22 protein-coding genes and 1 riboswitch are annotated in these 22,616 nt (G+C 72.3%); of the genes, 15 read left to right on the top strand and 7 right to left on the bottom strand.

Going from position 1 to position 22,616, the window contains the following annotated elements; genetic code table 11:
• The first annotated feature begins 277 nt into the window (after positions 1 to 277).
• The 4 genes from ACFP1Z_RS13930 to ACFP1Z_RS13915 all read left to right on the top strand — a co-directional run bounded on the left by ACFP1Z_RS13930 (position 278) and on the right by ACFP1Z_RS13915 (position 4,192).
• Positions 278 to 1,579 carry a L,D-transpeptidase gene (locus ACFP1Z_RS13930; RefSeq protein ID WP_390316498.1) on the top strand — a complete coding sequence of 434 codons (1,302 nt, stop codon included), beginning with the start codon at positions 278 to 280 and terminating at the stop codon, positions 1,577 to 1,579.
• Positions 1,580 to 1,650: 71 nt separating this feature from the next.
• Complete coding sequence (locus ACFP1Z_RS13925; RefSeq protein ID WP_390316496.1) at positions 1,651 to 2,418, top strand: enoyl-CoA hydratase/isomerase family protein; 768 nt, start codon at positions 1,651 to 1,653, stop codon at positions 2,416 to 2,418.
• A gap of 283 nt (positions 2,419 to 2,701) precedes the next feature.
• On the top strand, positions 2,702 to 3,205 hold the full coding sequence (locus ACFP1Z_RS13920) for an ATP-binding protein (RefSeq protein ID WP_390316495.1): 504 nt from the start codon (positions 2,702 to 2,704) through the stop codon (positions 3,203 to 3,205).
• 456 nt (positions 3,206 to 3,661) lie between these two features.
• Complete coding sequence (locus ACFP1Z_RS13915) at positions 3,662 to 4,192, top strand: N-acetylmuramoyl-L-alanine amidase (protein WP_390316494.1); 531 nt, start codon at positions 3,662 to 3,664, stop codon at positions 4,190 to 4,192.
• Positions 4,193 to 4,214: 22 nt separating this feature from the next.
• On the opposite strand, the gene ACFP1Z_RS13910 is transcribed toward ACFP1Z_RS13915, so the two are convergent.
• Positions 4,215 to 4,526, bottom strand: coding sequence for a hypothetical protein (locus ACFP1Z_RS13910; protein ID WP_390316493.1), 312 nt, complete (start codon positions 4,524 to 4,526; stop codon positions 4,215 to 4,217).
• 128 nt (positions 4,527 to 4,654) lie between these two features.
• Here ACFP1Z_RS13910 and ACFP1Z_RS13905 point away from each other — a divergent pair, with 128 nt between their 5' ends.
• Together ACFP1Z_RS13905 and ACFP1Z_RS13900 are read left to right on the top strand one after the other, a co-directional pair.
• On the top strand, positions 4,655 to 4,852 hold the full coding sequence (locus ACFP1Z_RS13905; protein WP_390316492.1) for a hypothetical protein: 198 nt from the start codon (positions 4,655 to 4,657) through the stop codon (positions 4,850 to 4,852).
• 37 nt (positions 4,853 to 4,889) lie between these two features.
• Positions 4,890 to 5,072 (top strand): hypothetical protein, encoded by a 183-nt coding sequence (locus ACFP1Z_RS13900; RefSeq protein WP_390316491.1) that lies wholly within the window; start codon positions 4,890 to 4,892, stop codon positions 5,070 to 5,072.
• A gap of 19 nt (positions 5,073 to 5,091) precedes the next feature.
• Here the strand turns inward: ACFP1Z_RS13900 and ACFP1Z_RS13895 are convergent, their stop codons facing one another.
• The 5 genes from ACFP1Z_RS13895 to gcvT all read right to left on the bottom strand — a co-directional run bounded on the left by ACFP1Z_RS13895 (position 5,092) and on the right by gcvT (position 10,803).
• Positions 5,092 to 6,225 carry a serine hydrolase domain-containing protein gene (locus ACFP1Z_RS13895; protein ID WP_390316489.1) on the bottom strand — a complete coding sequence of 378 codons (1,134 nt, stop codon included), beginning with the start codon at positions 6,223 to 6,225 and terminating at the stop codon, positions 5,092 to 5,094.
• Between the two features lie 124 nt (positions 6,226 to 6,349).
• Positions 6,350 to 7,732 carry an L-serine ammonia-lyase gene (locus ACFP1Z_RS13890; RefSeq protein ID WP_390316488.1) on the bottom strand — a complete coding sequence of 461 codons (1,383 nt, stop codon included), beginning with the start codon at positions 7,730 to 7,732 and terminating at the stop codon, positions 6,350 to 6,352.
• A gap of 157 nt (positions 7,733 to 7,889) precedes the next feature.
• On the bottom strand, positions 7,890 to 9,152 hold the full coding sequence (gene glyA, locus ACFP1Z_RS13885; protein WP_390316487.1) for a serine hydroxymethyltransferase: 1,263 nt from the start codon (positions 9,150 to 9,152) through the stop codon (positions 7,890 to 7,892).
• A 37-nt stretch (positions 9,153 to 9,189) separates the two neighbouring features.
• Positions 9,190 to 9,570, bottom strand: coding sequence for a glycine cleavage system protein GcvH (gene gcvH, locus ACFP1Z_RS13880; protein ID WP_390316486.1), 381 nt, complete (start codon positions 9,568 to 9,570; stop codon positions 9,190 to 9,192).
• Between the two features lie 99 nt (positions 9,571 to 9,669).
• Positions 9,670 to 10,803, bottom strand: a complete 1,134-nt coding sequence (gene gcvT, locus ACFP1Z_RS13875; protein WP_390316485.1) for a glycine cleavage system aminomethyltransferase GcvT — start codon at positions 10,801 to 10,803, stop codon at positions 9,670 to 9,672.
• A gap of 179 nt (positions 10,804 to 10,982) precedes the next feature.
• Positions 10,983 to 11,091: riboswitch (glycine riboswitch) on the bottom strand.
• Positions 11,092 to 11,260: 169 nt separating this feature from the next.
• On the opposite strand from gcvT, the gene ACFP1Z_RS13870 reads away from it, so the two are divergent.
• Entirely contained in the window at positions 11,261 to 11,902 is a 642-nt protein-coding gene (locus ACFP1Z_RS13870; protein WP_390316484.1) for an AAA family ATPase, read from the top strand.
• 620 nt (positions 11,903 to 12,522) lie between these two features.
• Here ACFP1Z_RS13870 and ACFP1Z_RS13865 read toward each other — a convergent pair.
• Positions 12,523 to 13,182: a hypothetical protein gene (locus ACFP1Z_RS13865; RefSeq protein WP_390316483.1), complete on the bottom strand. Its 660-nt coding sequence runs from the start codon at positions 13,180 to 13,182 to the stop codon at positions 12,523 to 12,525.
• A gap of 287 nt (positions 13,183 to 13,469) precedes the next feature.
• Between ACFP1Z_RS13865 and ACFP1Z_RS13860 the strand changes: the two genes are divergently transcribed.
• From ACFP1Z_RS13860 to ACFP1Z_RS13825, 8 genes are all read left to right on the top strand, one after another.
• Positions 13,470 to 14,261 (top strand): enhanced serine sensitivity protein SseB, encoded by a 792-nt coding sequence (locus ACFP1Z_RS13860; RefSeq protein WP_390316482.1) that lies wholly within the window; start codon positions 13,470 to 13,472, stop codon positions 14,259 to 14,261.
• 179 nt (positions 14,262 to 14,440) lie between these two features.
• Complete coding sequence (locus ACFP1Z_RS13855) at positions 14,441 to 15,232, top strand: enhanced serine sensitivity protein SseB C-terminal domain-containing protein (protein ID WP_390316481.1); 792 nt, start codon at positions 14,441 to 14,443, stop codon at positions 15,230 to 15,232.
• 364 nt (positions 15,233 to 15,596) lie between these two features.
• Positions 15,597 to 16,595, top strand: coding sequence for an ABC transporter permease (locus ACFP1Z_RS13850; protein ID WP_390316480.1), 999 nt, complete (start codon positions 15,597 to 15,599; stop codon positions 16,593 to 16,595).
• A gap of 73 nt (positions 16,596 to 16,668) precedes the next feature.
• Positions 16,669 to 18,423: an ABC transporter substrate-binding protein gene (locus ACFP1Z_RS13845; RefSeq protein ID WP_390316479.1), complete on the top strand. Its 1,755-nt coding sequence runs from the start codon at positions 16,669 to 16,671 to the stop codon at positions 18,421 to 18,423.
• A 116-nt stretch (positions 18,424 to 18,539) separates the two neighbouring features.
• Positions 18,540 to 19,553, top strand: a complete 1,014-nt coding sequence (locus ACFP1Z_RS13840; RefSeq protein WP_390316478.1) for an ABC transporter permease — start codon at positions 18,540 to 18,542, stop codon at positions 19,551 to 19,553.
• Positions 19,550 to 20,659: an ABC transporter ATP-binding protein gene (locus ACFP1Z_RS13835; RefSeq protein ID WP_390316477.1), complete on the top strand. Its 1,110-nt coding sequence runs from the start codon at positions 19,550 to 19,552 to the stop codon at positions 20,657 to 20,659. The genes ACFP1Z_RS13840 and ACFP1Z_RS13835 overlap by 4 nt, the downstream gene beginning before the upstream one ends.
• Before the next feature lie 47 nt (positions 20,660 to 20,706).
• On the top strand, positions 20,707 to 21,765 hold the full coding sequence (locus ACFP1Z_RS13830) for an ABC transporter ATP-binding protein (protein ID WP_390316689.1): 1,059 nt from the start codon (positions 20,707 to 20,709) through the stop codon (positions 21,763 to 21,765).
• Between the two features lie 83 nt (positions 21,766 to 21,848).
• Positions 21,849 to 22,508, top strand: a complete 660-nt coding sequence (locus ACFP1Z_RS13825) for a trimeric intracellular cation channel family protein (RefSeq protein WP_390316476.1) — start codon at positions 21,849 to 21,851, stop codon at positions 22,506 to 22,508.
• Positions 22,509 to 22,616 lie beyond the last annotated feature (108 nt).

Raw genomic sequence — 22,616 nt, 5'->3', positions numbered from 1 at the left:
CGGCACGGGACCCGCACGCGCGGCACCGCGCACGCACGCGGGACGCGGCAAGCGCCCCCGATGGGCCCCGGCCGCGGCGGCCGGAATGTAGCGCGTGATTCCGGCCGCCGTGTTCCTCTCAGGTGTCCTGTCCGCAACTCGGCTCTCATTCGGGACGGAACGGTGACATTCCCGAGGGATCCGCTGTCGGTGCCGTGTGGTTACCTATCGCCATGCGCGTGCACCGCGCTGAGGGGGCGACGCGCGGCCACGGGCCGCGCGAGGGGAGACAACTGCCGTGAAAACGCAGCCGATATCGAGGCGGCGCGCGGGTCGCAGGGGAGCGCCCGCGCTGCTGCTCGGAGGTCTGTTGCTGGTGGTCACCGCCTGCGGCGGAGGGGACTCCGACGGCAAGGCGGGCGGGAAGGCCGCGGACGAGTCGCAGGCCGTCGTGACCATCGCGCCGAAGGACGGGGCCAGTGACGTGGCCACCAGCGGCGCACTCAAAGTGACCGCCGACAAGGGCACGTTGACGTCGGTGAAGGTCGTCGACGACAAGGGCCGGCCGGTCGGCGGCAAGGTCAGTGCCGACGGCACGGCCTGGGAGCCGAGCGGCCATCTGGGCGCCGCCACCAAGTACACGGTGGACGCGCTCGCCAAGGACAAGGACGGGCGCGCGTCCGCCAAGCACGCCACCTTCACCACGCTCACCCCCAAGAACACCTTCGTTGGCTACTTCACGCCGGAGGATGGTTCCACGGTGGGCGTGGGCATGCCCGTGTCGATCGGTTTCAGCCGCGGGATCACCGACACCAAGGCCGTCGAGAGCGCCGTGAAGGTGACCTCCGAACCGGCCGTGGACATCAGGCCGCACTGGTTCGGCAACGACCGCCTCGACTTCCGGCCCGAGCACTACTGGACCCCCGGTACCAAGGTCACCCTCGAACTCGACCTGAACGGCGTCGAGGGCCGCGAGGGCGTCTACGGCACCCAGACCAAGACCGTCCGCTTCACCGTGGGCCGCAGCCAGATCAGCACCGTCGACGCCAGGACCCACGAGATGACCGTCCGGCGCGACGGGCAGGTCATCAAGACCGTCCCGATATCGGCCGGCGCCCCCGGGCACTCCACGTACAACGGGCAGATGGTCATCAGCGAGAAGTACGACGTGACCCGGATGAACGGGGACACGGTCGGCTTCGGCGGCGAGTACGACATCAAGGACGTGCCGCACGCGATGCGGCTGTCCACCTCCGGCACCTTCATCCACGGCAACTACTGGTCCGGGCAGGGCACCTTCGGCTCGGCCAACGCCAGCCACGGCTGCGTGGGCCTGTACGACGAGCGCGGTGGCGGCGACCCCGGCACCCCCGCCGCGTGGTTCTACAACAACTCGCTCGTGGGTGACGTCGTCGTCGTGCAGAACTCCCACGACCGGACGGTCCAGCCGGACAACGGTCTCAACGGCTGGAACATGTCCTGGACCGAGTGGACCAAGGGCAGTGCCGGGGGCAGTCCGGAGGGGAGCCCAGGGGCCAGTCCCGGAGGCAGTCCAGGAGGGAGTCCAGGGGGAGTTGACGCCTCCGGGGCGGGAGGTTGACGCGCGGTCCTGCGGCGATTGACGTGCCGGCGGCAGGGTGCGGCACCCTGCCGCGCGGCTAACCTGCTGGCATGACTGTGCATCTCGATGTTGCCGAGGGCGTGGGGACCATCCGCCTGGACCGCCCGCCGATGAACGCGCTCGACATCGCCACCCAGGACCGGCTCCGCGAACTGGCCGAGGAGGCCGCGCGCCGCGACGACGTCCGCGCCGTCGTGCTGTGGGGCGGGGAGAAGGTGTTCGCGGCCGGCGCGGACATCAAGGAGATGCAGCGCATGGACCACGAGGCGATGGTCCTGCGCTCCCGCCCCCTGCAGGACTCCCTGACCGCCGTCGCCCGCATCCCCAAGCCCGTCGTCGCCGCCGTCACCGGATACGCCCTCGGCGGCGGCTGCGAACTCGCGCTGTGCGCCGACCTCCGTATCGCCGCCGAGAACGCCCGGTTCGGGCAGCCGGAGATCCTGCTCGGGCTGATCCCCGGAGCGGGCGGCACCCAGCGCCTCTCCCGGCTCGTCGGCCCCGCCAAGGCCAAGGACCTCATCTTCACCGGCCGTCAGGTCAAGGCCGACGAGGCGCTCGCGATCGGCCTCGTCGACCGGGTCGTCCCGGCCGCCGAGGTGTACGAGCAGGCGCACGCGTGGGCCGCGAAGCTCGCCGCCGGCCCCGCCCTGGCCCTGCGCGCCGCCAAGGAGTGCGTGGACGCCGGGCTGGAGACCGACCTCGACACCGGTCTCACCATCGAACGGAACTGGTTCGCGGGCCTGTTCGCGACCGAGGACCGGGAGCGGGGCATGCGCAGCTTCGTCGAGGACGGGCCCGGCAAGGCCAAGTTCCGCTGACCCCGGGCGGGTTGACGCCGGGGTGCGGGGCGCACTCCGGCGTTGCCACTTGTGGGGGAATTCGCCAGGGCGCGCGCCGCCCCCCGCGCGACCGCGCCCCCGGCCCCGTACGGACCGTGGCGGCCGTACGGTCCCCGCAGGTCAGTATCGATTTTCCAGCCCACTGCCTGCCCATGGCATATGTCCCGCGGCGGGCGTGGAAGCGCCGGTTCCGCGCCCCCGGTCGCGGTGGCAATCCCACCGTTCCAGCCCCAGAGGGCGGCGCGGCGGCCATGATGGGGGCATGGCGGGCCTGGAGAGCGGCGAGCAGCCGCGGCAGCGGGGCGGTGCGGCCGCGGTGCGGTGGACGCCGGCCGTGGAGGACGAGCTGGGGCTCAAGGTGCTTGAGCAGTACGGCAACCCCAGCCTCGACGAGGTCACGCTGCTCTCCCGCCCCGAGTCCGCCGTCGCCGCGCGCCGTCTGACCCAGTGCGTGGTGCTGCGGCTGTGGGGCCTGTCGCCCCAACTCAGCGAGCACGCCGTACTGCTGGTCTCCGAACTCGTCGGCAACGCCGTCCGCCACACCGGCGCGCGCTGTTTCGGGCTGCGGATGATGCGCCGGCGCGGCTGGCTGCGCATGGAGGTGCGCGATCCCTCGCGCGGGCTGCCCTGCCTGCTGCCGGTGCGCCCGCTCGACACCAGTGGGCGGGGGCTGTTCCTGGTCGACAAGCTCTCCGACCGCTGGGGCGTGGATCTGCTGGCGCGCGGCAAGACCACGTGGTTCGAGATGCGGGTCGCGGACCGGTGAAGAACCCGGAAACGAAGAGGCCCCCTTGCGCCGCGTGGACGGGCCGGGGGCCTCTTCGGGCCGCCGCGGACGAATTGGGGTGTGGTCCACGGCGGTGTGGACGACCTTGCCCGGGTCAATGGGGGTCGTTGCCTCGACTATGGCAGACGGGCAGCGGGCAGCCAAAACGGCTATCTGGGCAGATCCGGGCAATTCCGGAAGGAACGCTCGGAGATCAAAGGTGAGTTGCGACACCCGCCTTCCATTCCATGAATAAATCAGCGGAATGTTTTATTTCTATACGCGCTGTGCGCGGCGCCCGGCGGAGGGGGCCTCGCAGAAGGGTCCACAGAGAGGCCCGCGGACAGGTCCGTGCGGAGGAGTCCTTGCGGAGGACCGCTTTCGCGGGTGTGATGACGGAGACCGCCACACGTCGCGCGACGGCCCAGGCCGACGAGACCCCCACGGGAGCGCATCATGCACGAGGCAGCAGGCGCAGCCGACGCAGCAGGCACCCGCAGCCCCTACCCGCCCACCCACTGGATACCGGCCGACAGTGCCAACTACACCGTCTCCTCCCGCCCCGCCGCCCACCCCGTCGACCTCCTCGTGATCCACGTGACCCAGGAGACCTTCGCCGACGCCACGCGGATCTTCCAGGACCCGCAGTCCCGGGTCTCCGCGCACTACATGGTGGCCTCCGCCGACGGCCGCATCGGCCAGTTCGTCCGCGAGAAGGACATCGCCTGGCACGCCGGGAACTGGAGCTACAACACCCGCAGCATCGGCATCGAGCACGAAGGCTGGATCGACCGCCCCGAATACTTCACCGACGCCCTCTACCGCTCCTCCGCGCACCTGGCCGCCGCGATCTGCGACCGCTACGGCATCCCCGCCACCCGGGAGCACATCATCGGCCACATCGAGGTGCCCGGCTCCACGCACACCGACCCCGGCCCGCACTGGGACTGGGACCGCTACCTGCGCCTGGTCAACGCGCGGGCCTGACCCCGGCCCGCCGCCCGCCGGGTCAGCGCCAGCCCCGCCGCTGCGCCTCGGCCCGGCGACGCCGGTCGTTGCACAGCAGACAGCGCCCCCACCCCGGCGGCAGCGGATCCTCCTTGTCCCCGTACAACGGATCCACGGCCCCCTTCGGATGCTCCGCACACCCCGTCGCCCCCGCCCCGGCCCCCAGCGACCCCGCCGCCGCCAGCGCCCGCCGCAGAGCATCCACGAGCTGCTCCGCCTCGTGCGCGGCCGGCGCCGCGGCGTCCAGCCCGAAGGCGATGTCCGAAGCCGTGTTCAGCGCGCTCTGCAGCTCGCGCAGCTCTGCGTAACCCATGCTTGCGAGGGTAACGGGGGGTACCGACAGCGCGGACCAGCACCACTGGGACACCACCGGTCTGCTCAGCCCCTCCCGGCGCACCGCGGGAGGGCACCGACTCGCGCGTACGGCGGCTGGTGGCCCGCATGGACGAGCTGAGCGCGCGGTTCACCGGCGGGGACGCCGCCCTCTCCGGCGGGGTGCGCGCCGCCTGGCGCGAGGACCCGGGGGTGCTGTCCGGGCACGCCCTCACGCCCGCCGAGGCCGGCACCTGGCGCGACCTCGCGGAGTACGTGGAGCGCGCCCGCGCCGCAGCCACCGCCGGCGAACCTGCCGGCCGCTGACCGAAGTTGACATCACCCCACAGCAAGGAGCCCCTTCGTGGACCGCACCGTTCGCACGCGCATCACCCTCGCCGCCACCCTGCCCACCGCGCTGTGCACCGCCGCCGTGGCCGCCGGCACGCAGGCGGAAGGGCTGCTGTACGCGGCCCCCGTCGCCCTGACCGTGCAGGCGGCAGTGACGTACGTACGCCTGGGAAGGCGGGAAGCCGCGCGGAAGTGAACCAGGGGCCGCCCCCCCCTCAGCCCAGGCAGTCCCGCAGAGCCCCCGACAACCGCTGCGCCCGGTCGTCGCCCGGGCCCACCATGCGGTTGGTGACGAGCGCGAAGCCGATGCCGTACTCGTCGTCGCCGTAGGCGCTGTTGCCGCCGGCGCCGTCGTGGCCGAAGGTGCGCGGGCCCAGGGTGCTCCAGGCCGTCGCGGCGCTGGTCGTGAAGCCGGTGCCCCAGCCCGCGCCCATGTCCAGTCCGTCCGGCCACATCGGGCCGCTGGACCGCAGCCGCAGCGCGTCGGTGACCGTGGCCTCGTCGAGCAGCCGCGGACCCCCGTCCAGGCCGGTGGCCGCCGCCGCGTAGGCCCCGGCCAGGCCGCGCGCGGTCGACACCGCGTTGGAACCGGGCAGTTCGGCGGCCAGCAGCGCCGGCGAGTTGTAGCCGCGCGGGCTGTCGATCCCGGGGAAGTCGATCGCGCCGTCCACGGTCAGCATCCGGGAGAACAGCTCCGGCAGCCGCGAGGGCTCCGCCGGGCCGATCAGCCGCGCGAGGCGGCCGGTCTCCCCGGGCGGCAGACCGATCCAGGTCTCCAGGCCCAGTGGATCGCCGAGCAGCTCACGGAAGTACCCGCCGGGGGTCAGCCCGGTCACCCGCCGGATCAGCTCGCCGGCCAGCCAGCCGAAGGTCTGCCCGTGGTAGGCGTACTCCCGCCCCGGCTCCCACAGCGGCTCCTGCGCCGCCAGGGCCGTGACGACCGGCTCCCACGCCAGGACGTCCTCGAAGCTCAACCCGGCGTCCACCAGGGGCAGTCCGGCCCGGTGCGCGAGCACCGTCCGCACCGTGACCGTCTCCTTGCCGCCCTGGGCGAACTCCGGCCAGTACGCGGCCACCGGCGCGTCCAGGTCGATCCGCCCCTCCTGCGCGAGCCGGTGCACGAGCAGACTCACCAGACCCTTGGCGCACGACCACACGACCGTCGCCGTCTCCCGCTCCCAGGCCCGCCCGGTCGTCACGTCGGCGACCCCGCCCCACAGATCCACCACCGGCCTGCCGCCGAGGAACACCGCGACCGCGGCCCCGCCGTCCCCCTGCCCGGCCAGCACCCCGGCGAACGCGTCCGCCACCTTCCCGAACCCGTCTTCGGCCCAGCCGTCGGTACGCATACGTGCCCCGCCCCCGTGATGTCGCCCAGTCGTCATCGCCGCCGTCCGGATCTCCGGACAAACAGGGGTACGACATCACGGCGTACGGGGGCGGGGCAAACGGATTTGGGCTGCCGCAGCGGCCTCAGCACTCGATGATGTTCACCGCGAGCCCGCCCCGCGCCGTCTCCTTGTACTTCACGCTCATGTCCGCCCCGGTCTCCTTCATGGTCTTGATGACCTTGTCGAGGGAGACGTGGTGGCGGCCGTCGCCGCGCAGGGCCATGCGGGCGGCGGTGACGGCCTTGGCGGCGGCCATGCCGTTGCGTTCGATGCAGGGGATCTGGACGAGGCCGCCGACGGGGTCGCAGGTCAGGCCCAGGTTGTGTTCCATGCCGATCTCGGCGGCGTTCTCGACCTGCTCGGGGGAGCCGCCGAGGACCTCGGCGAGGCCGCCGGCGGCCATGGAGCAGGCGGAGCCGACCTCGCCCTGGCAGCCGACCTCGGCGCCGGAGATGGAGGCGTTCTCCTTGAAGAGCATGCCGATGGCACCGGCGGCGAGCAGGAAGCGGACGATGCCGTCCTCGTCCGCTCCGGGGACGAAGTTGATGTAGTAGTGCAGGACAGCGGGGATGATGCCGGCCGCGCCGTTGGTGGGGGCGGTCACGACGCGGCCGCCGGCGGCGTTCTCCTCGTTGACGGCCATGGCGTAGAGGGTGATCCACTCCATGGCGCGGGCCTGGGCGTCGCCCTCGGCGCGCAGCTGGCGGGCGGAGGTGGCGGCGCGGCGGCGGACCTTCAGGCCGCCGGGGAGGATGCCCTCGCGGGACAGGCCGCGGCTGACGCAGCCCTGCATGACGCCCCAGATCTCCAGCAGGCCGGCGCGGATCTCGTCCTCGGTGCGCCAGGCCTTCTCGTTCTCCAGCATCAGCGCGGAGATCGACAGGCCGGTCTCGCGGGAGAGGCGCAGCAGCTCGTCGCCGGTGCGGAAGGGGTACTTCAGGACGGTGTCGTCGAGCTTGATGCGGTCGGCGCCGACGGCGTCCTCGTCGACGACGAAGCCGCCGCCGACGGAGTAGTAGGTCTTCTCCAGCAGCGGGGCGCCGGCCTCGTCGTAGGCGAAGAGCGTCATGCCGTTGGCGTGGTACGGCAGGGCGCGGCGGCGGTGCAGGATCATCTCGGTCGACTCGTCGAAGTCGATCTCGTGGTCGGCGCCGATCTCCGCGCCGAGCAGCCGCAGCCGCTTCGTGGCCCGGATCCGCTCGACCTCGTCGTCGGCGCGCTCGACGTCCACGGTGCGCGGGGAGTAGCCCTCCAGGCCCAGCAGGACGGCCTTGGGGGTGCCGTGGCCGTGCCCGGTGGCGCCCAGGGAGCCGTAGAGCTCGGCGCGTACGGAGACGGTGTGGGCGAGCAGGCCCTCGTTCTTCAGGCGCCGTACGAACATCTGGGCGGCCCGCATCGGCCCGACCGTGTGGGAGCTGGAGGGGCCTATGCCGATCGAGAAGAGATCGAAGACGGAGATGGCCACGGTGGCAGCTCCTTGGGGTGTCAGGGGTGGTTCGGGTGGTGCGGACGCCCGCGTGCGCGGGGGTCGTCACAGAGGGGGCGCACGGTGCGGGGCACCGGCGCACTCTCTCCAGTGTGCACGGTGCCCCGCACCCGCAGGTGAATCGGGTCCTAGCGGGTCACTTCAGACCGGGGTACAGCGGGTGCTTGTCGGCCAGGGCGGTCACGCGGCCGCGCAGCGCCTGGGCGTCGTAGCTGGGCTTGAGCGTCTCGGCGATGATGTCCGCGACCTCGCGGAAGTCCTCGGCGCCGAAGCCGCGGGTGGCCAGGGCCGGGGTGCCGATGCGCAGGCCCGAGGTGACCATCGGGGGGCGCGGGTCGTTCGGGACGGCGTTGCGGTTGACCGTGATGCCGACCTCGTGGAGGCGGTCCTCGGCCTGCCGGCCGTCGAGCTCGGAGTCGCGCAGGTCGACCAGGACCAGGTGCACGTCCGTACCGCCGGACAGCACCGAGACGCCGGTCTGCTTGACGTCGTCCTGGACCAGGCGCTCGGCCAGGATCTTCGCGCCCTCCAGGGTGCGGCGCTGGCGGTCCTTGAACTCCTCGCTGGCCGCGACCTTGAAGGCGACGGCCTTCGCGGCGATCACGTGCTCCAGCGGGCCGCCCTGCTGGCCGGGGAAGACCGCGGAGTTGATCTTCTTGGCGAGTTCGGCGGTGGACAGGATGACGCCGCCGCGCGGACCGCCCAGCGTCTTGTGGGTGGTGGTGGTCACGACGTGGGCGTGCGGCACCGGGCTGGGGTGCAGCCCGGCGGCGACCAGACCCGCGAAGTGCGCCATGTCGACCATCAGGTACGCGCCGACCTCGTCGGCGATCCGGCGGAACGCGGCGAAGTCCAGCTGGCGCGGGTAGGCGGACCAGCCGGCGACGATCAGCTTCGGGCGGTGCTCCTGGGCGAGGCGCTCGACCTCGTCCATGTCCACCCGGCCGGTCTGCTCGTCCACGTGGTAGGCCACCACGTTGTAGAGCTTGCCGGAGAAGTTGATCTTCATGCCGTGGGTCAGGTGACCGCCGTGCGCGAGGTTCAGCCCCAGGATCGTGTCGCCGGGGGAGAGCAGCGCGAACATCGCGGCCGCGTTGGCCTGCGCGCCGGAGTGCGGCTGGACGTTGGCGTGCTCGGCGCCGAAGAGCGCCTTGATGCGGTCGATGGCGATCTGCTCGACGACGTCCACGTGCTCGCAGCCGCCGTAGTAGCGGCGGCCCGGGTAGCCCTCGGCGTACTTGTTCGTGAGGACCGAGCCCTGGGCCTCCATGACGGCGACGGGAGCGAAGTTCTCCGACGCGATCATTTCGAGGGTGGACTGCTGGCGGTGGAGTTCGGCGTCGACAGCGGCGGCGACGTCGGGGTCGAGCTCATGGAGGGAGCTGTTCAGCAGGGACATGAGTTCTTCCTGGGGGGAGAGGGCGACGAGGCTTCGATCAGCTTCCGGCGAAGGCCGTGTACGCGTCGGCGTCCATCAGGTCCGCCGCCTCGTCCGTGACCTTGACCTTGAACAGCCAGCCGCCCGTGAACGGGGCGGTGTTCACCAGCGAGGGGTCGTCCACGACGTCCTGGTTGGCCGCGACGACCTCGCCCGTGACCGGGGAGTACAGATCGCTGACCGACTTGGTCGACTCCAGCTCGCCACAGGTCTCGCCCGCGGTGACCGTGTCGCCGACCGCGGGCAGCTGGGCGAAGACGACGTCACCGAGCGAGTTGGCCGCGAACTCGGTGATGCCGACGGTCGCCACACCGTTCTCGTCGACGGCCGACAGCCACTCGTGGTCCTTGCTGTAGCGCAGCTGCTGGGGGTTGCTCATGGCTAGATTCTCCTGGATGAGTGGTGGTGCTCGTGCAGAGGGTCTTGACAGGCGGTACGGGAGCGGGCCGCGGAGACCGCCGGGCCCGCGGGGCGGGCCCTACCGGGTCCGCCGGTAGAAGGGCAGCGCGACGACCTCGTACGGCTCGTGGCTGCCGCGGATGTCGACGGCCACGCCCCCGGTGCCCGGCTCGGCGTGCGCGGCGTCCACGTAGGCGATCGCGACCGGCTTGCCGAGGGTGGGGGAGGGGGCGCCGGAGGTGACCTCGCCGATCACCTCGCCGCCGGCGACGACCGGGTAGCCGGCGCGCGGGACGCGCCGCCCGGCGGCGACGAGACCGACCAGCTTGCGCGGCGGGCTGGTACGGGCCCGCTCGGCGGCGGCCTCCAGCGCCGCGCGCCCCACGAAGTCGCCCTCCTTGTCGAACTTCACCACGCGGCCCAGCCCGGCGTCGAAGGGCGTGGTCGCGGTGGTCAGTTCGTGCCCGTACAGCGGCATGCCCGCCTCCAGCCGGAGGGTGTCCCGGCAGGAGAGCCCGCAGGGCACCAGGCCGGCGCCCCGGCCGGCCTCGGTGAGCGCCTGCCACAGCCGCTCGGCGTCGGCCGGGGCGACGAACAGCTCGAAACCGTCCTCGCCGGTGTAGCCGGTGCGGGCGATGAGGGCGTCGACACCGGCGACGGTGCCCGGCAGGCCCGCGTAGTACTTCAGGCCGTCGAGGTCGGCGTCGGTGAGGGACGCGAGGATGCCGGGGGACTCGGGTCCCTGGACGGCGATGAGCGCGTAGTTCTCGCGGTCGTCGCGCACGGCCGTCCCGAAGCCGGCGGCGCGCTCGGTCAGGGCGTCCAGCACGGTCTGCGCGTTGGAGGCGTTGGCGACGACCATGTACGTGTCCTCGGCGAGGCGGTAGACGATCAGGTCGTCGAGGATGCCGCCGTCCTCGGCGCAGATCATCGTGTAGCGGGCCCGGCCCACGGCCAGCGCGGAGAGGTTGCCGACGAGCGCGAAGTCCAGCGCGGCTCCCGCCTGCGGGCCGGTCAGGGTGATCTCGCCCATGTGGGAGAGGTCGAACAGGCCGGCGCGGGTGCGCACCGCCTGGTGCTCGTCCCGCTCGCTGCCGTAGCGCAGGGGCATGTCCCACCCCGCGAAGTCGGTCATCGTCGCGCCGAGCGCGCGGTGCAGCGCGTCGAGCGCGGTGCGGCGGGGGGCACCCGTGGTGCCGGAGGCAGCGGTCATGAGGTCAGGCTCCCGGACGTGTGCGCGAGGCCCGGCGAGGACTCGCGGAAGGGGGACGAAGGGGACACAGCCCCTCCCCATCTGTCATCGGAACCTGAGAGGTTCACCGGGCGCCCGCGGGGCCCGGCTTGCACCTTGGGTGGGACCGCCGCGCACGGCGGCCCGCTTTTCAGATCTGCCTCGTCCACGCGGTACGGGGCCTGAGAGATTCAAGGGAGGAACTTGCTCCTTCGGCGCCCGGTCCGTGCCGTCGTGCGGCGGCGGCCGGGACTCTCCCGCGCGGATTCATGCGGCCGGTGTTCTGTTGGGTCATGCGGTTCGGCGCGCACATCATTGCACGTACTGGCGTTTGACGGACCTCCCTCCGGCGGAAGATTTCCATTACCTTTCCTTTACCCGTTGCGGGCAGGAGTGGCGGGTAGGCGGGAGCCGAGGGCGACCGAGGAGGCCGATCAGCGTGCAGGCGCCGGACCAGGAGGCCGCGAGTCCGCCCCTGTGGCCCGAGGGGACCGTGGATCTGCGCGGCGGCGCCGGGCGGGAGCGGCTGTGCTACCCGGCGGGCGACGTCCTGGTCGTCTCCGGGCTGCCCGGCAGCGGCAAGTCCACACTCATCCGGCGCGCGGTGGCCGGGGAGCGGGCGGTGCGGCGCGTCGACTCCCAGGACACGCGCGAGCGCTTCGAGCGGCTGCTGCCGCACCGGCTGCCGTACGCGCTCGCGCGCCCCTGCGTCCGTCTCGTCCACTACGCCGCGCTGCGCCGCGTCGTGCGGACGGGCGCGAGTACGGTCGTCCACGACTCCGGCCGGGTGCGCTGGGTACGGGCCTGGCTCGCCCGCGAGGCGCGCCGCCGGGGCGCCGCGCTGCACCTGCTCCTGCTGGACGTGGGCGCCGCCACCGCCCTCGCCGGGCAGGAGGCGCGCGGCCGCCGGGTCGCGCCCCGCGTCTTCGCCCGGCACCGGCGGGCGATCGCGCGGCTGACCGCCGCTGTGACCGGGGGTGCGCAGCCGCGCGGCACGGCGTCGGTGGTACTCCTGGACCGCCCGGCCGCGGACGCGTTGCGGACGATCTCCTTCGAGCGGGGCGGAGGCCCCGGGGAGTGAGACGGGATGTGTCACGTTCCCGGGGCGCGGGGCGCGGGGCGCGGGGCGCGGGGCGCGGGGTGCGGGGCGCGGGGCGCGGGGCGCGGGGCGCCCCGGGGGTCCGAGGGGCGCGCCGGGCCGGGTCGGTTGTACGGGCCGCGTCGGTCGCCTTGGTCGACGGCCCGTCAGGCCCCCGGGGCGCCCGGGGACGCCCGGAACTCCCGGGGCGGTTGGTGTCCGCACCGGGCCGCATCGGTCGGCGGCCCGTCAGGCCTCCCGGACACCGGGACCCCCGGGGTGGTCGGCGACCGCACCGGCTCGCGTCGGCCGCCTTGCGACGGCCGTCAGGTCCCCGGGACACCTGGGATGCCCGGGAACTCCCGGGACGCCCGGTGCGGTCGGCGGCAGCACCGGGCCGCGTCGGCCGTCTCGGTCGCCTTGGCCGGCGGCCTGTCAGGCCCCCGGAACTCCCGGAACCCCCCGGGACGCCCGGGGTGGTCGGCGGCCGCACCGGCCCGTGACGGCCGCCTTGCGACAGTCCGTCAGGCCCCGGGGACGCCCGGGACTCCTGGAACCCCCGGGACGCCCGGGGTGGCGGGCGGCCGCACTGGGCCGCGTCGGTCGCCTTGGCCGACGGCCCGTCAGGCCCCGGGAACTCCCGGAACTCCCGGAACCCCCGGTGCGGTCGGTGGCCGACCCGGGGCCGTCGGTGGCTGCCCGGTGGGCGTTCCGTCGAGGGCCGAGACCTTCTGGGTCAGGCTCTGGGCGTCCGCGACGGCCTTGGCGATGTCCCCGGTGAGGCCGGCGGAGTTGCCGCTCTCCACGTCCGCGATGGCCTTGCCGGTGCTGGCCACGAGCCGGGTCAGGGCGTTCCTGACCTCCTCGACGCCGTCGGAGGCGCGGGGTCCGGCCGGGGCCCGGTGGCCCGCGGAGGTGCCCCGCCCGGCCTGTCCGCGCAGCCGGACGGCCGCCAGCAGCGCGTCGCCGCTCGCCCGCAGCCGGCTCTGCAGATCCCGCAGCACCCTGACGTTGGGGGCGGGCCGCTGGGCCTCCTTGCCGATCCGGGAGACCAGGGTGAGGGTCTCGCCCAGCGCGCTGACCGTGTCGAGCTGCCGCTCGACCGCGGCGGCCTTCGGGGTCGGTTTCGGCGCGGACTTCAGGCCGTCACCGGCCGGGGCTGGACCGGCGGCGCCCAGGACGAGCACCCCGCAGGCGACGGCAGTTATGGCGCCGGAGGCGAACCGGGCGGCAGCGGGCCTGGCGGACGCGGGCACGGCGGGGGCCGGCTTCTCGAAGCGCATGCTGGGTGTCCTTTCGCTCTCGGCGGGCCTGCGGTGAACTGTGATCACCGTGTGCACGGCCCCGCGCACCCCGCAACCCGCGCCCCCGCGCCCGTACGAGGGACCGCGGCCCGGCCGCGCCGCGATGACCTGGGGCGTTGCCGTGCTCGCGGCGGCCGCCGCCGAAGCGGCCGGCGGCAGCCGTTAGGGTGCGGTTGCGGTGCCGGCGACCCCCTGGGGACAGCCGCGGAGCGCGCGCGAGCGCGGCACACGCGAACGACAACAGCGACGACAGCGGTGGAACGGCGTTGGACGAGACGATCGACCCCGGGCAGTACGGCCGGCACCCCCTGGGCGGCGGCCCCCCCGAGGGCTGGCCCGCGAACGAGCTCGAAGAGGTGCTCTCGGCGTCCGTGGGCGTCCCCGGCGCGGGTGCGCGCATCCTGGAGGTGCTCGGCCGCAGCGCGCTGTGGATCCCGCTGCCGGCCGGGGGCGGCCCCGACAGCCCCGATCTCGACCTGCCCACCGTGGAGCTGGGCGGCGCCGCGTTCGTGCCCGTCTTCAGCTCCGAGGCCGAGTTCCGGCGGGTGGCCGGCGCGCACCTGTCCTTCGCGGTGGCGCCCGCCGTCGAGTTCGCGCGCGGTCTGCCCCCGCAGGCGGGCATCGTCGTCAACCCCGAGGGCACGGCCGGGGTTCCGCTGCCGCCGCCCGCGGTCGCCGAGCTGTGCCGGGCCGGGCGGGTGCGGCTCGACGGCGAGCCCACCGGCGGCCGGGTGCGGCTGTACGAGCCGGACTGGCAGGACGAGCCGACGGCCTTCCTCGCCGCGGCGGGGCTGGAGTTCGGCGCCGCCCCCGGTGTCCGCACTGCGCGGCGGGCCCTCGCGAGCGTGGAGGGCGGCGGCCCCGCCCTGTTCGTCGGGGTCGAGCTGGACCTGCCCGACCCGGGCAGCCGCTCCGAGGCGCTGAACGCCGTCGGCCGGGCCCTGGGCGCCGCCGGTGTGGCCTGGCCCGTCCAGCTCGTCTTCCTCGACGTGACCCCGGATCCGGTCGCCGCGTGGATGCTGGCCCGCGTCCGCCCGTTCTACGACCGTGACCTGTGAGCGCGGCACGGCCCGCCACCGAGGGCCCGTAAGCTGGTTGGATGTTCCGAGGGGGCGCACAGGCGCGTCCCGGGCAGCGCGGCGGACCCGGCACAACGGCCCGGCGCCGCGCGGCGGACGAGAGGAAGACAGCCGGCGGCACCGCCGGGACCCACGGCCGGCGGAAGGAGCGGAACCAGGTGAGCGCGGGCGCGGAGAGCGGCGTCGAGCAGGTCCTGCGCCACGTGGCGCCCGGCCGGTACGACACCTACGAAGCGCTGCTGCGCGCGCTCGCCGAGGGCCGGCTGTGGATGCTGCTGTGGCACGGGCGGCCCGGCTCGCCCGACGCGCAGTACGCCAACATGGAGGTCGACGGCCTCGGGTACGCGCCGTGCGTGACCTCCGAGCGGGAGCTGGCCGCCAGCGGCTGGAACCGTGACCACGAGACGGTCTCCGGCCGTGCCGTCGCCGCCGCGCTCTGGCCGGGCCGCTGGGGCCTGTGGCTCAACCCGCACGCCCCCGGCGGCGGGGTCGGCGTCCCCTGGCCCGATCTGCGGCGTATCGCCTGCGGACTGGACCGGCTGCCCGCCGGGCCGCTGCGCCTGAGCGAACCCGGCGCGGAGATCCCGCAGTTCTACGCGCTGCTCGCGCAACTCGCCGGGCGCACGCCCGCGGTGCGCGCCCTCAGCCGCGCCTGGGTGCGGCCCGCGCTCGGCAGCCCGTACCTGGCCATCGGCCTCGATCTGTACGACACCTCCCCGGCGGCCGTGGAGTCCGTACGCTCGATGATGCGCGAGGCGGTCGCCGTGGTGCCCGAGGGGCTGCCGGTGTCCACGGTGGCGATGGCCGACGAGCACGACCCGGTCGTGCTGTGGATGCGTGCCCGCACCCGTCCGTTCTACGACCGCGACGCCGCCGGCGGGCCCGCGCCGGACAGCGGCATTCCGCTTCGACAGGGTCCCAACTGGCCCTCACCCCTTACGAGTTACTGATCCGTTCAGGGGCAACGACTGTCCGTATAACGGAACACCGCGTTGTACATCACGGTTGCGCATCCTTTGCCGACCGGGGCTGGCGAGTGATCGCGGCGTGGCTGAAGACTCCCGCCACACGGACATTCCCGCTGCCGGGCGCACACCGCCCCGTGAGGCGTCCGTGTCCTCACCGCTCCGCGTAGTACACACTCCGGTACCACTGCATCTCGCGCAGCACAGCGCACCTGACGCACCACCCGCACTACCGCACACGTCTCGCACTTCCGCACTCCGCACGCACTTCGCACCAGTGATGTGAACCAGCCGCGCAGCGGCTCGCGTCGGGCCGGGTACCGCCGGCCCAAGGGGGGTCCTCCAGACGATGACGGCACCGATCGAGACCACCGGGACGCCCGCCGGTGCGGATCCCGAGGCAGTCCTCGCCGGCGCCCGGCGCGGCCAGATCGAGGGACGCTCGCTCCTGCAGATCGCCTGGGCCCGTTTCCGGCGCGACAGGGTCGCCGTGGCGGGCGGCATCGTCGTGATCCTGCTGATCCTGCTCGCCGCCCTGGCCAAGCCGATCGAGTCGGTCTTCGGCCTGGACCCCAACACCTTCTACCAGGACCTCCTCGACCCCGACCTGTCCACTCCCAAGGGCGGCTGGGGCGGCATGGGCTGGGAGCACCCGCTGGGCGTGGAGCCGCAGTACGGGCGCGACCTGCTCGCCCGGATCATCGAGGGCTCGTGGGTCTCGCTGCTCGTCGGCGCCGGCGCGACCCTGCTGTCGGTCGTCATCGGCACCGTCCTCGGCGTGGTCGCCGGCTTCTACGGCGGCTGGGTCGACTCCGTCGTCAGCCGGGCGATGGACACCTTCCTGGCCTTCCCGCTGCTGCTGTTCGCGATCTCCATCTCGGCCTCGCTGCAGGGCAAGGCGTTCGGGCTGTCCGGGCTGCCGCTGCGGATCAGCGTGCTCATCTTCGTGATCGGCTTCTTCAACTGGCCCTACATGGGCCGGATCGTGCGCGCGCAGACCCTCAGCCTGCGCGAGCGCGAGTTCGTCGAGGCCGCCCGGAGCCTGGGCGCGCGCGGCCCGTTCATCCTCTTCCGGGAACTGCTGCCCAACCTGGTCGCGCCGATCCTCGTCTACTCCACCCTGCTGATCCCCACCAACATCCTCTTCGAGGCGGCGCTCAGCTTCCTCGGCGTGGGCATCGCGCCGCCGCAGGCGTCCTGGGGCGGCATGCTCACCGACGCCACGAAGTACTACCAGGCCGACCCGGAGTTCATGATGGTGCCGGGTCTCGCCATCTTCCTCACCGTCCTGGCCTTCAACCTGCTGGGCGACGGGCTGCGCGACGCGCTCGACCCCCGCAGCAAGTGACCTTCTGCGGCAGCCCGTTGGAGCGCCGCGCACCATCATCCGTCATCACCACCGACCGAGGGGGGCTTCCCAGGTGAAGAGAAGGACAACAACGGCGGCCGTCGCCGTGGCAGCGGCCGTGGCGCTGGGCGTCACGGCGTGCGGCGGCGGTTCCAAGAGCGGCGGCGGGGGCGGCGGCAAGGCCGTCGCGGACGCGGCCCTGACCACGATCGTCAACAAGTCGGACAAGAAAGGCGGGACGCTGAGCCTCGCCCTGGCCGACGTCCCCGACTCCCTGGACCCGGGCAACACCTACTACGGCTGGGTGCAGAACTTCTCCCGGCTGTACGGGCGCACGCTCACCATGTTCAAGCCGGCGCCCGGCAAGGAGGGACTGCAGGTCGTCCCGGACCTCGCCGAGAACCTCGGCAAGCCCAGCGACGACGCGAAGACCTGGACGTACAGGCTGCGTCAGGGCCTGAAGTTCGAGGACGGCTCGCCGATCACCTCCAAGGACATCAAGTACGCCGTCGAGCGCAGCAACTTCGCGCCCGAGGCGCTGTCCAACGGCCCCACCTACTTCAAGGCCAAGCTCGTCGACGGCGACAAGTACCAGGGCCCGTACAAGGACAAGTCCCCCGAGGGCATCAAGTCCATCGAGACCCCGGACGACCAGACGATCGTCTTCCACTTCAAGGAAGCCTTCGCGGACTTCGACTACCTGGCCACCTTCTCGCAGACCGCGCCCGTGCCACGGGCGGCGGACAAGGGCGCCGACTACGTCAAGCACATCGTCTCCTCGGGCCCGTACAAGTTCTCCTCGTACGAGGACGGCAAGGGTGCGGCCCTGGTACGCAACCCGCAGTGGGATCCCAAGACCGACCCCAACCGTCCCGCCCTGCCGGACAAGGTCGAGATCAAGTTCAAGATCAACCAGGTGACCGTCGACAACAACCTGCTCAACGGCAGCCTCACCGTCGACGCGTACGGCCGTGGCGTGGGCACGCAGGCCCAGCCCAAGGTGCTGCAGGACCCCAAGTACAAGAAGCAGACCGACGACTCGTACTCCAGCGCCACCGACTATCTCGCCCTCAATGTGCACGTGAAGCCCTTCGACAACATCGAGTGCCGCAAGGCCGTGCAGTGGGGCATCGACCGGGCCTCCGTCCAGACCGCCCGGGGCGGCAGCACCAAGGGCGACATCGCCACGACCCTGCTGCCGCCGACGGTCAACGGCTACGCGAAGTTCGACCTCTACCCCTCCGAGGGCAGCAAGGGCGACGTCGCCAAGGCCAAGGAGGCCCTGGCCAAGTGCGGTCAGCCGAACGGCTTCAGTGCCAATCTCACCGCGCGCTCCGACCGTGACTACGAGGTCGCCATGGCCACCGCGATCCAGCAGTCCCTGGCGCGGATCGGCATCAAGATCAATATCCAGCAGTTCCCGACCGGCAAGTACTTCACCAACTTCGCCGGGGTGCCGGACTACGTGCACAGCCACGACCTCGGCATGATCCTCACGGGATGGGGGCCCGACTGGCCCACCGGCTTCGGCTTCCTGGACCAGATCGCCAACGGCTCGGCCATCAAGCCCTCCGGCGGCAACAACGTCCAGGAGCTCGACGACCCGAAGATCAACCAGGCGCTCAACGACGGCATCAAGAACACCGACGCGGCCGCCCGTACCAAGGCCTGGGGCGACGTCGACAGGATGATCGCCGAGAACGCCTCCGCCGTGCCGCTGAGCTACGCCAAGAACCTGCTCTTCCGGCCGGAGAACGCCACCAACGTCACCGTCACCCAGGCCTACCTGGGCATGTACGACTACGTCCTGATGGGCTCCAACAAGTAGTGGCCGCCCCGCGTCGCCTTCCGGCCCCGACCGCACGCACACCGAAAGGCAGGTGAAGGCACCGGGAACCGCCCGGCGGGCATCCCCCGCCGGGCGGCCCCGGCGCCGCAATCGCTGTGGCTGCGTACATCATCCGACGCCTGTTCGCCGCGGTGCTACTGATGCTGGTGGTCAGCGCAGTCACCTTCGCGATCTTCTTCCTCGTCCCCCGGATCGCCGGGCAGACGGTGGACCAGCTCGCCGCGCAGTACGTGGGCAAGGACGCCAACCCCGCCTCCGTCGCGGCGGTCAAGCACAACCTCGGCCTCGACCTGCCCGTCCACGAGCAGTACTGGCGCTTCGTCAAGGCCATCGTCGCCGGCGCCGACTACCGCTTCGGCCCCGACCCCGCCCACTGCTCCGCCCCCTGCTTCGGCTACTCCTTCAAGAACCACATCGAGGTCTGGCCGCAGCTGACCGACCGCATTCCGGTCACGCTGTCCCTGGCCATCGGCGCCGCCGTGATCTGGCTCGTCTCGGGCGTCGCCGTGGGCATCCTCTCGGCGATCAGGAAGGGCTCCTTCTTCGACCGGCTGTCGATGGGTGTCGCCCTGGCCGGCGTCTCCCTGCCGATCTTCTTCACCGGGATGCTCGGACTGGCCGTCTTCACGGTGCAGTGGCCGCTGTGGGGCGACGGCGTCAACTACGTCTCCCTGACCGACAATCCCGGACAGTGGGCGTGGAACCTGCTGCTGCCCTGGTGCAGCCTCGCCTTCCTGTACTCCGCGCTCTACGCCCGGCTCACCCGCGCGGGCATGCTGGAGACCATGGGCGAGGACTACATCCGCACCGCCCGCGCCAAGGGCCTCACCGAGCGCAAGGTCATCGCCAAGCACGGGCTGCGCGCCGCCCTCACCCCGATCGTCACCATCTTCGGCATGGACTTCGGGCTGCTCATCGGCGGCGCCGTCATCACCGAACAGGTCTTCTCCTTCAAGGGACTCGGCGAGTACGCCGTCTCCGGCATCCGCGACAACGACCTGCCCATCGTCATGGGCGTCACCCTGGTCGCCGCCTTCTTCATCGTCTTCTGCAACCTGCTGGTGGACCTGGTCTACGCGGCCATCGACCCCAGGGTGAGGTACTCGTGAGCGAGCTCGACAACTCCCCGCGGCCGGCAGCCACCCCGGCGGACACCGCCCCCGGCCGCCCCTTCCTGTCCGTACGGGACCTGCGCATCCACTTCGAGACCGACGACGGGCTGGTGAGGTCCGTCGACGGCGTCAGCTTCGACCTCGAACGCGGCCGTACCCTCGGCGTGGTCGGCGAGTCCGGCTCCGGCAAGTCGGTGACCTCACTGGGCATCATGGGCCTGCACCGCAGCTCCCGCGCCCGGATCTCCGGCGAGATCCACCTCGACGGCGAGGAGCTGATCGGCGCCGACCCCGACCGGGTGCGGCGGCTGCGCGGCAGCAGAATGGCGATGATCTTCCAGGACCCGCTGTCCGCCATGCACCCGTACTTCACCGTCGGCGCCCAGATCGTCGAGGCGTACCGGGTGCACCACGACACCGACAGGAAGACCGCCCGCACACGCGCGGTCGAACTCCTCGACCGGGTCGGCATCCCGCAGCCCGACCGCCGCGTCGACGACTACCCGCACCAGTTCTCCGGCGGTATGCGCCAGCGCGCGATGATCGCCATGGCGCTCGTCAACAACCCCGAACTGCTCATCGCCGACGAGCCGACGACCGCCCTCGACGTCACCGTGCAGGCCCAGATCCTCGACCTGATCCGCGACCTCCAGCAGGAGTTCGGCTCCGCCGTCATCATCATCACCCACGACCTGGGCGTCGTCGCCGAGCTCGCCGACGACATCCTCGTGATGTACGCCGGCCGCTGCGTCGAACGCGGTCCCGCCGAGCAGGTCTTCCACGCCCCCCAACACCCCTACACCTGGGGGCTGCTGGGCTCCATGCCGCGCATCGACCGCGAACAGACCGACCGGCTCATCCCCGTCAGGGGGACCCCGCCCAGCCTCATCAACGTGCCCTCCGGCTGCGCCTTCCACCCCCGCTGCCCCTACGCCGACCTCCCCGAGGGCGGCATCACCCGCACCGAGCGGCCCGAACTGCGGCTCGTCCCCGCCGGATCGCGCGCCGAGGGGGAGGACGGCGGACCGCACTGGTCGGCCTGCCACCTCTCCCCGGAGGACCGCGGACGTATCTGGACCGAAGAGATTGCGCCCAAGCTGTGACCGACGCCGAGAACCGCGAGACACCCCAGAACGCAGAGGCCCGCGACATGACCGTCCCCGAGCAGCAGCGCGTGCCGACGGCGGCCGCGGAGTCCGGGCCCCTGCTGAAGGTGACCGGACTGGTCAAGCACTTCCCCGTCACCAAGGGGGTGCTGCGCCGCCGGACCGGCGCCGTGCAGGCCGTCGACGGCATCACCTTCGAGGTACGAGCGGGGGAGACCCTGGGCGTCGTCGGGGAGTCCGGCTGCGGCAAGTCCACCATGGGCCGGCTGATCACCCGGCTGCTCGAACCCACCGGCGGCACCGTCGAGTTCGAGGGCAGGGACATCACGCACCTGGGGGCCGCGGGGATGCGGCCGCTGCGCCGCGACGTCCAGATGATCTTCCAGGACCCGTACTCCTCGCTCAACCCCCGGCACACCGTCGGCACGATCGTCGGCGCGCCGTTCAGGCTGCAGGGCCTGGACCCCGAGGGCGGGGTGAAGAAGGCGGTCCAGGGGCTGCTGGAGCTCGTCGGACTCAGCCCCGAGCACTACAACCGCTATCCGCACGAGTTCTCCGGCGGCCAGCGGCAGCGCATCGGCATCGCGCGGGCCCTCGCCCTCAAGCCCCGGCTGGTCGTCGCGGACGAACCGGTCTCCGCGCTGGACGTCTCCATCCAGGCCCAGGTCGTCAACCTCCTGGACGACCTCCAGGAAGAACTCGGCCTGACCTACGTCATCATCGCGCACGACCTGTCCGTCATCCGCCATGTCTCGGACCGCATCGCGGTGATGTATCTGGGTAAACTGGTCGAACTCTCCGACCGTGCCGCGCTGTACGAGACGCCCATGCACCCCTACACCAAGGCCCTGCTGTCCGCCGTGCCGGTCCCCGACCCCGGGCGGCGCACCCGGCGCGAGAGGATTCTGCTCAAGGGCGACGTGCCCTCGCCGATCTCCCCGCCCTCCGGCTGCCGCTTCCACACCCGCTGCTGGAAGGCGACCGAGGTGTGCGCGGCGCAGGAGCCGCCGCTGCTGGAGCTCGCGCCGGGGCACCGGGTGGCCTGCCACCATCCCGAGAACGTCCCGGAGTCGACCCAGCCGACCACTGTTGCCCCTGGATGACGGTGAGTTGGACTGATATGAACCCGTATCAACCGATGCGTCCGGCGGTACGTGCGGGTGTTCGGAGCACGTAAGAATGTCGCGTGCTCACCGACCTGTTCAGCCCCTCCGTCCAGCACCTGCTGGACCTCGCCGGGATCTTCGTCTTCGCGATGTCCGGCGCGCTCCTCGCCGTGCGCAAGAACTTCGACGTCTTCGGCATGGCGGTACTGGCGGAGGTCACGGCGCTCGGCGGCGGGGTACTGCGGGACCTGATCATCGGCGCCGTGCCGCCCGCCGCCTTCACCGACCTCGGCTACTTCCTCACCCCCCTCGCCGCCGCCCTCATCGTGGTCTTCCTCCACCCCGAGGTGGAGCGGATCACCAAGGCGGTAGGGGTCTTCGACGCGGCCGGACTCGGGCTGTTCTGCGTCTCCGGCACGGTCAAGGCGTACGGGCACGGGCTCGGCCTGACCTTCGCCGCGACCCTGGGCATGGCCACCGCCGTCGGCGGGGGAGTGCTGCGCGACATCCTCGCCCACGAGGTGCCCTCGCTGCTGCGCTGGGACCGCGACCTGTACGCGGTGCCCGCGATGGTCGGCGCGGCCCTGGCCGCCGTGCTCCTCCGCTTCGACGCGCTGGACGGGCCGACCGCCGCGATACCCGTCGTCGTCGCGTTCGTCCTGCGGCTGCTCGCGATGAAGTACCACTGGCGGGCACCGCGCGCCTGGCACCGGCGCAGCGCGGCGAGGGAAGCGCCGTAGGCCCGTTCCGTTCCTTCCGTTCTTTCTGCTTGTTCCGCTCGTTCCGCTCGCGAACTGTGAGGCAGCAGACCCCACTTGTGGCTTACCCGACGGTAACCCGCGCGGGTA

Source organism: Streptomyces gamaensis (assembly GCF_042656465.1).
GTDB classification, from domain to species: Bacteria; Actinomycetota; Actinomycetes; order Streptomycetales; family Streptomycetaceae; genus Streptomyces; species Streptomyces gamaensis.
This window is presented reverse-complemented; position numbering and strand designations above follow the sequence as displayed.

Excerpts from the sequence above, each read along its gene's own strand:
- ACFP1Z_RS13925 (WP_390316496.1), top strand. The coding sequence starts at position 1,651 with ATGACTGTGCATCTCGATGTTGCCGAGGGCGTGGGGACCATCCGCCTG.
- ACFP1Z_RS13920 (WP_390316495.1), top strand. The coding sequence starts at position 2,702 with ATGGCGGGCCTGGAGAGCGGCGAGCAGCCGCGGCAGCGGGGCGGTGCG.
- ACFP1Z_RS13915 (WP_390316494.1), top strand. The coding sequence starts at position 3,662 with ATGCACGAGGCAGCAGGCGCAGCCGACGCAGCAGGCACCCGCAGCCCC.
- ACFP1Z_RS13910 (WP_390316493.1), bottom strand. The coding sequence starts at position 4,526 with ATGGGTTACGCAGAGCTGCGCGAGCTGCAGAGCGCGCTGAACACGGCT.
- ACFP1Z_RS13905 (WP_390316492.1), top strand. The coding sequence starts at position 4,655 with ATGGACGAGCTGAGCGCGCGGTTCACCGGCGGGGACGCCGCCCTCTCC.
- ACFP1Z_RS13895 (WP_390316489.1), bottom strand. The coding sequence starts at position 6,225 with ATGCGTACCGACGGCTGGGCCGAAGACGGGTTCGGGAAGGTGGCGGAC.
- glyA (WP_390316487.1), bottom strand. The coding sequence starts at position 9,152 with ATGTCCCTGCTGAACAGCTCCCTCCATGAGCTCGACCCCGACGTCGCC.
- gcvH (WP_390316486.1), bottom strand. The coding sequence starts at position 9,570 with ATGAGCAACCCCCAGCAGCTGCGCTACAGCAAGGACCACGAGTGGCTG.
- gcvT (WP_390316485.1), bottom strand. The coding sequence starts at position 10,803 with ATGACCGCTGCCTCCGGCACCACGGGTGCCCCCCGCCGCACCGCGCTC.
- ACFP1Z_RS13865 (WP_390316483.1), bottom strand. The coding sequence starts at position 13,182 with ATGCGCTTCGAGAAGCCGGCCCCCGCCGTGCCCGCGTCCGCCAGGCCC.
- ACFP1Z_RS13850 (WP_390316480.1), top strand. The coding sequence starts at position 15,597 with ATGACGGCACCGATCGAGACCACCGGGACGCCCGCCGGTGCGGATCCC.
- ACFP1Z_RS13830 (WP_390316689.1), top strand. The coding sequence starts at position 20,707 with ATGACCGTCCCCGAGCAGCAGCGCGTGCCGACGGCGGCCGCGGAGTCC.